6 protein-coding genes are annotated in these 7948 nt (G+C 64.0%); 3 read left to right on the forward strand and 3 right to left on the reverse strand.

Going from position 1 to position 7948, the window contains the following annotated elements:
* From thrS to DV520_RS11805, 3 genes are all read left to right on the forward strand, one after another.
* On the forward strand, positions 1-1315 hold a 1315-nt coding region (thrS, locus tag DV520_RS11795; RefSeq protein WP_117142991.1), incomplete at its 5' end, for a threonine--tRNA ligase.
* Between the two features lie 10 nt (positions 1316-1325).
* Positions 1326-2447: a cation diffusion facilitator family transporter gene (locus tag DV520_RS11800; protein WP_021918796.1), complete on the forward strand. Its 1122-nt coding sequence runs from the start codon at positions 1326-1328 to the stop codon at positions 2445-2447.
* A gap of 24 nt (positions 2448-2471) precedes the next feature.
* On the forward strand, positions 2472-2873 hold the full coding sequence (locus DV520_RS11805; protein ID WP_117142992.1) for a hypothetical protein: 402 nt from the start codon (positions 2472-2474) through the stop codon (positions 2871-2873).
* A gap of 784 nt (positions 2874-3657) precedes the next feature.
* Here the strand turns inward: DV520_RS11805 and DV520_RS11815 are convergent.
* From DV520_RS11815 to DV520_RS11825, 3 genes are all read right to left on the reverse strand, one after another.
* Positions 3658-5058 carry an FAD-dependent oxidoreductase gene (locus tag DV520_RS11815; RefSeq protein WP_117142994.1) on the reverse strand — a complete coding sequence of 467 codons (1401 nt, stop codon included), beginning with the start codon at positions 5056-5058 and terminating at the stop codon, positions 3658-3660.
* Complete coding sequence (locus tag DV520_RS11820; RefSeq protein WP_165850108.1) at positions 5055-6515, reverse strand: NAD(P)/FAD-dependent oxidoreductase; 1461 nt, start codon at positions 6513-6515, stop codon at positions 5055-5057. Before DV520_RS11820 ends, DV520_RS11815 begins: the two co-directional genes overlap by 4 nt.
* Before the next feature lie 754 nt (positions 6516-7269).
* A partial coding sequence (locus DV520_RS11825) for a pyruvate kinase alpha/beta domain-containing protein (protein WP_242984703.1) occupies positions 7270-7948 on the reverse strand: 679 nt, incomplete at its 5' end.

Genomic DNA, 7948 nt, shown 5'->3' on the forward strand with positions numbered 1-7948 from the left:
CGCCTACTGGCGGGGGGACTCCAACCGCCAGACCCTCCAGCGGATCTACGGCATCGCCTTCCCCAAGAAGGACGAACTGGACGAATATCTGGCCCGGATTGAGGAGGCCAAAAAGCGGGACCACCGGAAGCTGGGCAAGGAGCTGGGCCTGTTCATGATGACCGAGGAGGGCCCCGGCTTCCCCTTCTTCCTGCCCAAGGGGATGACCCTGAAAAACACTCTGCTGGAATACTGGCGGGAATGCCACAAGCGGTATGGCTACGTGGAAATCTCCACCCCCATCATCCTCAACCAGGACCTGTGGCACCGCTCGGGCCACTGGGACCACTACAAGGACAACATGTACACCACCGTCATCGACGGGGAGGACTACGCCGTCAAGCCCATGAACTGCCCCGGCGGCATGCTGGTGTATAAGAATGAGCCCCACTCCTACCGGGACCTCCCCCTCCGCATGGCCGAGCTGGGTCTGGTCCACCGGCACGAGATGTCCGGCGCCCTCCACGGCCTGTTCCGGGTGCGCTGCTTCACCCAGGACGACGCCCACATCTTCATGACCCCCGACCAGATGAAGGAGGAGATCAAGGGCGTGGTGCGGATCTTTGACGAGATCTACTCCACCTTCGGCCTGACCTACCAGATTGAGCTGTCCACCATGCCCGAGGACCACATGGGCGAGGAGAAGGTGTGGCAGTTTGCCGAGGAGACCCTCCAGGCCGCCATCCAGGAGATGGGCAAGGACTTTATCCTGAACCCCGGCGACGGGGCCTTCTACGGGCCCAAGCTGGACTTCCACCTGGCCGACTCTTTGGGCCGGACCTGGCAGTGCGGCACCATTCAGCTGGACTTCCAGATGCCGGAGCGGTTTGAACTGGAATACGTGGGCGAGGACGGGGAGAAGCACCGCCCGGTGATGATCCACCGTGCCCTGCTGGGCTCCATTGAGCGGTTCATCGGGGTGATCACCGAGCACTTTGCCGGGGCCTTCCCCACCTGGCTCTCCCCGGTCCAGGTGAAGGTCCTGCCCATCACCGACCGGGCTGCGGCCTATGCCGACCAGGTGGCCGCCCAGCTGGATCAGGCTGGCTACCGGGTGGAGGTGGACCACCGCAACGAGAAGATCGGCAAGAAGATCCGGGAGGCCCAGCTGGAGAAAATCCCCTATATGCTGGTGGTGGGCGACAAGGAGGCCGAGTCCGGCCAGGTGGCCGTCCGTGCCCGCTCCAAGGGGGACCTGGGCGCCATGGATTTTGCCGCCTTCCTGGCCCACCTGAAGCAGGTGGTGGACGAGAAGCAGATGGACCAGGCCCTGTAATCCCCCGGCCATGGACAAGCAAGCAGAGCATGTCCGGGACCGGCTCATCGTCCGAACCAGCCTGGTGGCCATTGGGACCAACCTCTGTCTGGTGGCCTTCAAAATGGCGGTGGGCCTGCTGGCCAACTCCATCGCCATCGTCCTGGACGCCATGAACAACCTCAGCGACGCCCTGTCCTCCGTCATCACCATTCTGGGCACCAAGCTGGCGGGCCGGCCGCCGGACAAAAAGCACCCCTTCGGCTATGGCCGGATGGAGTATCTCACCGGGATTCTCATCGCGGGGATCATTCTGTTTGCCGGGGTAAATTTCGCTGTGACCTCGGTACAGAAGATCATCACCCCAGACCTCCCCCACTACTCCCTGCTGACTGTGGGGATCGTCGCCGTAGCCATTGTCACCAAACTGCTGCTGGGCGCCTATACCAAAAAAATGGGCCGAAAGACCGGCTCCGACGCCCTGGTGGCCTCAGGGACCGACGCCACCTTTGATGCGGTGATTTCCGCTGGCACCTTGGTCGGCGCCCTGGTCACCTTGACCAGCGGTTACGTCATCGATGGCTGGATCGGCTGTGTAATCTCCCTGGTTATCCTCAAGGCCGGCCTGGAGCTGCTGCTGGACACCTTGAGCAGCATCGTGGGCCGCCGGGCGGACAGCCAGCTCAGCCAGGAGATCAAGCAGCGTCTGTGCACCGTGGACGGCATCCTGGGAGCCTACGACCTGGTGCTACACAACTATGGCCCCACCCGGGCCATGGGCTCAGTGAATGTGGCTGTCTGGGACTGGCGGACCGCAGCGGAGCTCCACACCCTGAGCAAACAGGCCCAGGCTCTCATTTGGGCAGAATACCACATTTTCCTCTACATCGGTTTCTATGCGGTAAACACCCAAGACAACGCCCTCCGGGCGTTGGAAGATCAGATCCGCACAGAATGTCAGGCCTATCCCCAGGTTCTCTCCATCCATGCCTTTTTTGAGGAGAAGGAAACCGGAACCATTTCCTTCGACGCAGTCATTGACTTCTCCTGCCGGGACAGCTTGGGGCTGGTGCGGCAAATCGAAGCGGACTTAGCCCAGAAACATCCCGGCCGCCAGTTCACCATCAAGGTGGATCGGGCTTACAGTGATTAATCCCATAGGAACAGGAGACATGCTATGTTTTTGGAAACCACCCCAGAGAGAAAAATCTATAAGGAACTGGCCGCGGACCACTTTGCCGACCCCAAAGGGCTGGGAAAGTACGCCCTCTTTCTCCGTCCCTCCCAGGGCGACCTGATCCCCGCCCCCCAGATGGAGCCCAGCCTGCTCCTCTCCGGCCGGTACCGGCCCATCACCCTGGAGGGACGCAACCTCTTTGCCACCCGGGACTTCTACGCCTTTTTCAAGCACCTGGAGGAGACGGGCATTGAGGCCACCCACAAGGGGGTGGTGGTGATCGCCATGAACAAGCTGCGGGAGGTCATGCTGGAGACCCCCGAGGTACTGGACAATGCCCGCCTCACCGCCGACGGCAGGAATCTCTATCTGATCAAAAACAAGAGTACGAACATCGGATAAAAAACAACAAGGCCCGCTCCCCTTGGGGAGCGGGCCTTGTCTGTCTCACTGGGATACCGATCCGGCGGGCAGAGACGGAACCGGTCTCATAACCGTGGAGGGATGCCTGCTCAAAAAGGCCGCATACCGTATGGAATGAGCGATCAGGTCCCTCCCGGCACGAATCGTCACCCATGACTGCCCCGGCCGGGCTTCCTGTACGGTAAAACCCCCCGCCATTCTCATTTCTTCCAGCGTAAATGCCAACTGTTCTCTTGTTATTTGGACCGCAGGGTCATACCTTATAACGTAACATCTTATGCCGTACTGCGCCGCTTCCCTTTGGATGGCAGCTTCATACTCCTCAATAGAAATGATTTCGGTTGCAGCCGGGGCCGCAGCCGACGCCGTCAGAGGCATCCACAGGCAAAGGCCTGCCATAAACAGGGTGAAGAAAAAAGCTCTCATCGTTCCCCTCCTATTCTCATGGAACACGCCCATCCGCTGCTGTGGTTTGTCCCCACAAAAGAGAGCGGTGCTTCGCTCCTGCGCCATGGAAACGGTGGCTCCCCCTCTTCCTCTCATTTTTGCCGGAGATACTTGATACATGCGGCAATGACCAAAACTACCATAACGGCCTTCAAAATGCCACCCAGAGTACTTACTATCACCATAAACATATCCGTACCTCCTTTCCAGCGCGGCAGCACATTTCGCACTGGCCGCTGTCCATGTGGGGGTTCTTTTTTATAGTATAGCTGTACTTGAGTGCATCTGTCAATTCCCACAAAATAAAAATCCATTTCTATTTTTTATTGTGCATATAATTCATTTCCATCGGTGAGCCCGTCACCACCACATCCACCCCCAGGCCGAAGGGGTCCTGGAGGGCGGTCTGCCCCACTGAGAGGGAGGCGGCGGGGAGGATGCAGTGGCGGAGGGTCTCCATGCAGGCCAGCAGACGGTCCCTGGGCACGCCGCCGCTGGTTTTCACCGGGATCAGCCGCCCATCCGCCCCTTTCAGGGTGGTGGTGAGCACCCGCCGGGGGTCCACGGCCTCCTGGCGGGCATAGTCGGCCCCCTTGGGGCAGCCGTTTCCCCGGGCGCCCTCTCCGGCATGCCAGGTCACCTGACAGCCCTTGGGGCAGAGGATGCAGGTGGTCACCCCCGGCTGGGGCAGGCCCTTGGCCATGGCGTTGGCCGTCTCCGGGGGCATGGGGGCCAGGGGCTCTCCCCGGACAAACCGGGCGGCGTTGGCCCCGGCGGCCTGGCCCTGGACGGTGACAAAATCCGCCAGGTCCATCACCCGCCGGCTGTTGCCGCAGGCAAAGATGCCCGGCACACTGGTCTGGAGAAAGGGATCGGTCACCGCCCCATTGGTCACCGGGTCCAAGGCAATGCCCGCCTGGGCCCCCACCTCGTTTTCTGGAATGAGGCCCACCGAGAGCAGCAGGGTGTCACAGTCCACCCGCCGTTCCGTGCCCGGGCACAGGCGGCCCTGTTCGTCCACCTGGCACAGCACCACCCCTTCCAGCCGGCCCCGGCCAACGATCTCCGTCACCGTGCACCGGAGAAGCAGCGGGATGCCAAAGTCGTCCAGGCACTGGCGCACGTTGCGCGCCAGCCCGCCGGGGGCGGGCCGCTGTTCCGCCACGCACAGGACCTTGGCCCCCTCCAGGGTCATCCGCCGGGCCATGATGAGACCGATGTCCCCGGAGCCCAGGACCACCACCCGCCGGCCCACCAGAAGATTCTTGGTGTTCATAAGATTCTGGGCTGTCCCCGCCGTATACACCCCCGCCGGCCGGGTGCCGGGGATGGCGATGGCCCCCCGGGTACGCTCCCGGCAGCCAGTGGCCAGCACCACCGCCCCCGCCTGGCAGGTCAGAAGCCCCCGTCGGGTAACTGCCGTGAGGGTTCGGTCCCGGGTCAGTCCTGTGACCATGGCTCCGGTCATCAGGTCCGCCCCGGCAGACCGGGCCTCCTCCCGGGCCCGCTGGGCATACTCCGGCCCGGTGAGGGCCTCCCGGTACCGCACCAGGCCAAAGCCGTCGTGGACGCACTGGTTGAGAATGCCCCCCAGCCGGTTCTCCCGCTCCAGCACCAGAACCGAGGCGGCCCCCGCCAGCCGGGCGCCCTGGGCCGCGGCCAAGCCGCCGGGACCGCCCCCCACCACCACCACGTCATACCGAATGGCCTCCATCATTTCACCCTCCCTGCAAACAGGGGGGACCCTTCCCCCCGGTAGGTCACATCTTCCGGCGCCAGGCCGTAGTCCTCCACCAGCATCTGGGCAATTTTGGGCAGGCAGTAGCCCCCCTGGCACCGGCCGGTGGTGGCCCAGGCCCGGTACTTGATTCCCGCCAGGGTTCTCACCCCCAAGGGGTTTTCCACCGCCTGGCGAAGCTCCGCCCGGGTGACGGTCTGGCACCGGCAGACCACCTCCCCATAGTCCGGGTCAGCGGCGATGAGGGCGGCCTGCGCCGCCGGGCTCTGGTCCCGAAACCGCCGGATGCCCCGGCGATGGGCCTGAAAGTCCGCCCGGGGGGACAGGTCCAGGGACCCTCCCACCAGCGCCGCCACCCGCCGGGCGATGGGAAGCGAAGCGGTGAGCCCCGGGGACTCAATGCCCACCAAGTTGACAAATCCCGGCTTGTCCTCCCGGATCACAAAGTCCCGGTAGCCCCCCTCCCCCGGCGGGGCCAGCTTGGGCCGCAGACCGGCGTAGGCCCCGATGATCTGCCCTTTCTCCAGGGCGGGCAGCAGCTGCCGGGCCTGGAGAAAGAGCTGGTCCATCACCGGCCGGGTGGAGGCCGTGTCCTCGGGGCTTTGGATATACTCGGCGCTGGGGCCGATGAGAAGGTTCCCGTGGATGGTGGGGGTCAGATGGACCCCCAATCCCCCCGCCCCCGCCTTGGGGGCGGGGTAGACGGGCAGGGGCAGCAGGTCCCCTGCAATCTGGTCCAGGATGAAATACTCCCCCCGGCAGGGATAGATGCGATACCCCTCCACCCCCGCCAGGGCGGCGATCCGGTCACTGAACAGCCCGGCGGCGTTGACCACCACCCGGGCCGAGAAGGTCTCTCTCCCCGCCGTCACAACATAGCCGCCCTGGGAACCGGGGGCGATGGCAGTCACCGGGTGCCGGAAAAAGAAATGGACCCCGTTGGCCACCGCGTTCTCCGCCAGGGCCACCGTATAGAGAAAGGGGTCGAAAATCCCCGTCTCCGGAGAGACCATGGCCCCGATGCCCCCCACCTGGGGGAGGAACGCCCCCAGCTGGGCCTGGTCCAGCAGATGCAGTCCCCGGCAGCCGTTGGCCTCCCCCTGGGCCAGGAGACGGCGGAGCACCGCCAGGTCCTCCTGGTCAAAGGCCACCAGGAGTTTTCCCGTCTTGCGGTACGGAACCTCCAGCTGGCGGCACAGCGCCGCAAAGCCCTGGTTTCCCTCCACACACAGCTGGGCCATGAGGCTCCCAGGGCGGTTGTTGAAGCCGGCGTGGACCACGGCGGAGTTGCGGCCGCTGGTTCCGGCGGCCACGTCGGCCTCCTTCTCCACCAGGGCCACCGACCGCTGGGAACGGGACAGCTCCCGGGCAACGGCACAGCCCACGGCGCCGCCGCCGATGATGAGGATATCATAGGTTCTGTTTGACTGGTCCAAGATGGTCTCCCCCTTTTGTTGGGTTTATCATAGCATATCATGGAGAGGCCCACAAGGGGGCCGGCTGGCGCCGTTGGAACGGGCGGGAACGGGGCCCTCCCATTTGTAGGGGTACCTCCACGCCGTTGGAACGGCGGGGAACGGTGGCTTCCCAGCCGGGGCCCTATTTCTTTGAAGAAATAGGGGAAAGAACACCAAGGGGAAGGAGGTTCCTTCCCCTTGGAACCCCATTCTCTGGTGGGAGGAACGGGGGAAAGTGGTTCCGTCAGGTTGGGGCCTGGCCTGCGGCCTCTAAAACCAACGCCTCATGGCCCGCCCACCGGCTCGGGCGGGCGGGAGAAGTGGTTTATTGGCGGCAGGAAAAAATGGAAAATCGAACGGTTACTCTCCGCCTTCTCCCAAAGGGTACCCACCCACGTCCCCCGCCCGCCCAGCCGGTGGGCGGGCCGTTACGGACCTTTCACTGTGAGGGCCGCAGGCCAGGTATTCCATAAGAAGTACAGCCTCCCCCCACACAACCCCACCAGAGAAGGGAGTCCAGAGGGAAGAACCTCTTCCCTCTGGGGTTCTTTCCCCCATTTCTTCCCAAGAAATGGGGCCCCGGCTGGGCAAGCCAAGGTTCCCTGCCGTTTCAACGGCGTAGGAGAAACCCCGCAACGCGCCCCGCCCGTTCCAACGGCGCAGGGGCAAAACACAAAAAACCAGCCGCTCCCGTCCCCGGGAACCGCTGGTTTTCTTTGCGTTCTGGCCTCTCTCACTCCGCCAAGCTCTGCACAGACCCCTGCCGGCAGTCCATGGAGACCTTCATCCCGTCGTGCAGGGTCCGGGTGGCTCCAATGGCCCCCACAATGACCGCCTTGTTCAGGCTCAGACCCACCACCGCGGCGTGGCTGCCCAGCCCATTCTCCTCGGTGATGATTCCGGCAGCCTGCCGGAGATAGGGCAGCATGTCGTTGTTGGTATGGGGCACCACCAGGATCATTCCGGGGCGAAACTTGAGCTTCACATCCTCCACCGTGCGGCAGACGCAGAGGACCCCCTTGACGTTCTCATCCCCTACCCCGGCACCGCTGATGAGGCTGCTGCCCACCAGATGGACCTTGATCATATTGGTGGTCCCGGCGATGCCGGCGGGCACGCCGGCGGTGACCACGGCGATCTCCCCATCGTGGATGAGGCCGGCGGCCTGGGCCACGGCCACAGAGCCCTCGATCATCTCGTCGGTGCTCTGGACGTAGGGCATGATGAGGGGCCGGACCCCCCAGGTGAGGGAGAGCTGCCGCTGCACCGGCTCGTCCATAACGCAGGCGATGATGGGGGTCTCCGGCCGGAACCGGCTGATGAGCCGGGGGGTGGCCCCGCTTTTGGTGACGGTGATGATGGCCGAGGCGTTGGTGTCGGTGGCGGTGGTGCAGGCGGCATGGGCGGTGGCC

The organism is Evtepia gabavorous (assembly GCF_003425665.1).
Classification (GTDB): Bacteria; Bacillota; Clostridia; order Oscillospirales; family Oscillospiraceae; genus Evtepia; species Evtepia gabavorous.

Bases quoted from the DNA above. Each gene is read 5' to 3' on its own strand.
- DV520_RS11800 (WP_021918796.1), top strand. From the start codon at position 1,326: ATGGACAAGCAAGCAGAGCATGTCCGGGACCGGCTCATCGTCCGAACC.
- DV520_RS11805 (WP_117142992.1), top strand. From the start codon at position 2,472: ATGTTTTTGGAAACCACCCCAGAGAGAAAAATCTATAAGGAACTGGCC.
- DV520_RS11815 (WP_117142994.1), bottom strand. From the start codon at position 5,058: ATGATGGAGGCCATTCGGTATGACGTGGTGGTGGTGGGGGGCGGTCCC.